The sequence below is a fragment of the Deltaproteobacteria bacterium genome (assembly GCA_005879795.1).
Classification (GTDB): Bacteria; Desulfobacterota; Binatia; order DP-6; family DP-6; genus DP-6.
In genome coordinates this window covers 1-2,855 of the sequence record VBKJ01000239.1, presented here as the reverse complement: position 1 = coordinate 2,855, position 2,855 = coordinate 1, and the positions used below count along the sequence as shown (strand labels likewise).

Annotated in this window: 4 protein-coding genes; 3 read left to right on the top strand and 1 reads right to left on the bottom strand. The window is 69.0% G+C overall.

Annotation, left to right across the window (positions count from 1 at the left end; all coding sequences use genetic code 11):
- Nucleotides 1-858: serine/threonine protein kinase (locus E6J59_19515; GenBank protein ID TMB16069.1), on the bottom strand; the 858-nt coding region annotated here is incomplete at its 3' end.
- A gap of 144 nt (nucleotides 859-1,002) precedes the next feature.
- Here E6J59_19515 and E6J59_19510 point away from each other — a divergent pair.
- From E6J59_19510 to E6J59_19500, 3 genes are all read left to right on the top strand, one after another.
- Nucleotides 1,003-1,611, top strand: coding sequence for a hypothetical protein (locus tag E6J59_19510; GenBank protein TMB16068.1), 609 nt, complete (start codon nucleotides 1,003-1,005; stop codon nucleotides 1,609-1,611).
- A complete protein-coding gene (locus tag E6J59_19505) occupies nucleotides 1,601-2,035 on the top strand; it encodes a winged helix-turn-helix transcriptional regulator (GenBank protein TMB16067.1) in 435 nt (144 codons plus the stop codon). The genes E6J59_19510 and E6J59_19505 overlap by 11 nt, the downstream gene beginning before the upstream one ends.
- Before the next feature lie 250 nt (nucleotides 2,036-2,285).
- Nucleotides 2,286-2,855, top strand: a 570-nt coding sequence (locus tag E6J59_19500; GenBank protein TMB16066.1) for a SusC/RagA family TonB-linked outer membrane protein, incomplete at its 3' end; no start/stop codon positions are given.

Here is a 2,855-nt window from a genome sequence, read left to right as displayed (position 1 = left end):
GGCGGCCGCGGATACGCCGCTCCAGCCGGGTCGCGCCAAGGCGTCGACGAACTGCGCCGCCGTCTGGAACCGGTCCGCGGGCAGCTTGGCCAGTGCCTTGAGGACCGCGGCCTCGACGTGCGGGGGGACGGACTCCCGCAGCTGTCGCAGCGGCCGCGGTCGGTCGGTCACGACCTTGGCGATCACGGACTGCACCGTCGGTCCGGTGTGCGGCGGCTCGCCGGCGAGCATCTCATACAGGACCGCGCCGAGGGAGTAGATATCGCTGCGGGCGTCGATGACGCGGTCGCCCGTTGCCTGCTCGGGGCTCATGTACTGCGGCGTGCCGAGGGACAGCCCCGTTTCCGTGAGCCGCGAGCCCGCGGCGGCGGTGAGCGCGAGTGCGATGCCGAAGTCCGCCACTACCGCCTGGCCGTCCTGGAACAGGATGTTCTCCGGCTTGATGTCGCGGTGGATCACCCCGTGGCGATGCGCGTAGTCGAGCGCACTGGCGACGCTACTGGCCAGTCCGACCGCCTCCTCGATCGGCAAGTGCTTCTCTCGCTCGAGGCGGTGCCGCAGCGATTTGCCCTCCACGTGCGGCATCACATAGTAGATCAGGCCGCCTGCCTGGCCGGAATCGAACAACGGCAGGATGTGCGGGTGCTGCAGATGGGCGGTAACGCGGATCTCACTCAGGAAGCGCTCGATCCCGAGCACCGCGGCGAGCTCGGGGCGCAGCACCTTCAGGGCGACTTTGCGATCGTGCTTCAAGTCCCTGGCGAGATACACGGTCGCCATGCCACCGGCACCGATTTCACGCTCGATAGTGTAGTGCTCGGCGAGGGCCGCCCCGAGACGTTCGAGCGCATCGGACATGGCGTTCCCAAGGTACCGCCCGGTGAAATGAGCGGCCAGCGTGAGCCATCAGAGGAGCCGAGGCCGCATCGGGGAACCCTGGACGCCGGAATATAGTTGCATATACACATAGTTTCCCGGTAACCCTTACTGAGGTTTGATGCCATGACCGCCTCTACCAGCGCCGCTCCTCGCTTTCCCCGAGCCGCGGGCGTCCTTGTGATCGCCTGGCTCGCCCTGGCGCTTGTCGCCGGGGGCACGGGCTTCCTCGTCCGGCTGCCGTTCCCGGGGCCCCAGCTGATCTTCCTCGGGCTGTTTGCCGCCACGCTCGTCGCCGTGACCGTCGTCCCCGCGCTGCGCGCCTGGGTCGACGCACTGCCGCTCCGCACCCTCATCGGCATTAACGCGTTCCGCTTCGTCGGGATCACCTTCTTGGTCCTCGCCGCCCGGGGCGAGATCGACCCCGTGTTCGCAGCTCGCGCCGGCTGGGGCGACATCGCCACGGCCGCGCTGGCGCTCATCCTCGTCGCGGCGGGCGAGCCGCGCACGCCGCTTCGGCGCGGCCTCACGCACACCTGGAACGCGCTCGGGTTCTTGGACCTCGTGGTCGCGGTCGCCACCGCCACGGCGGTCACGCTGCAGGGCTCTACGCCGGGCGTCGCGCCGGTGCTGTACCTGCCGCTCGTGCTGATCCCGACCTTCGTGGTGCCGGTCTTCCTCGCGAGCCACGTCATCATCTTCCGCCGGCTGCGAGGTGCGACCCATGGCGCGTGAGTCGCTGCCCCGTCTCGCCTGCGCGTGCGCCAGCCTGCGGCGCACCGCGCGGGTGGTGACACAGCTGTACGAAACGGAGCTTCAGGGCACGGGCCTGCGGGTTACGCAGTTCACGCTGCTGCAAGCGCTAGAGCAAATGGGGGGGGCAGCCACGCAGGGGGCGCTGGGCCGGCTGCTGGCCCTCGACGCGACGACATTGAGCCGCACGCTGCCCCCGCTCGAGCGCGCCGGCTGGATCCGGGCCGCCGCGGGACGGGACCGCCGCGAGGTGCGTTGGAGCCTTACGCCCGCCGGGCGGCGCCGGCTCGCGAGCGCGCTTCCCGCCTGGGCACGAGCCCAAGAGCGACTGCGCGCCGGGCTGCCCGCCAAACAGTGGAAGATGTTGTTCCAGGATCTCGCCGCCGTCGCCGCCGCGGCGGGGTGATGCGGCACCGCAACACACCACCTCCTTCCGAAAATTGACGTTGCAACTCGAAGCGCGTTTTTAGCGATTGACACGTGTCGCGCGGCGCGCTCTTTTTTTGACGCCGTCTCACGCTTGTGCTCGCTCCTCCGGCCGTCGAGCGTCACGTGCGTAAGGTTTTTTTGCTCGAACAGTGTGAAGGGTTATCAGGTCCGGTGCCGCAACTGGCAGCGGGCCCGTCTTCGTTCGCATCCGCTTCCCAGGAGGACTCATGAGGGTGCCGTTCAGGCTCTGCGTCCGCGCCGCCGTCCTGGCGTTGGCGCTCGTCGCGCCGTTACCAGGGATGGCGCTCGCACAAGAGCCCACACACGTGGTCGGTCAGGTGCAGGATTCGAGCACCCAGAAGCCGCTCGCAAGCGTCCGGGTGACCGTCGTCGGTACCTCCGTCGAGACCGTGACGGACGCGAACGGTCGCTACGCGCTCGATGTGCCGGCGGGGCACGACAGCCTTTCCTTCCGGCGCATCGGGTACCGGCCCGTGGTGCGGAGGGTCGAGCCCGTCGTCGACGTCGCCATGCGGTTTCAGGCGGTGGAGCTCGAGGCGGTATCCGTGACCACGGCGCTCGGCATCGAGCGCGAGCAGCGGACGCTGCCATACGCCGCGCAGACCATCTCCGGGGCCCGCTTGACGCAGGTGCCTTCGACGAATGTGCTGTCGACGCTGCAGGGCAACGTGGCTGGCCTGTACGTGACGAATTCGAGCAATCCGTTCGGCTCCGCGCGTGTCGTCGCGCGCGGCGGGGGCTCGATCTTGGGCCAGAACCAGCCGTTGATCGTCGTG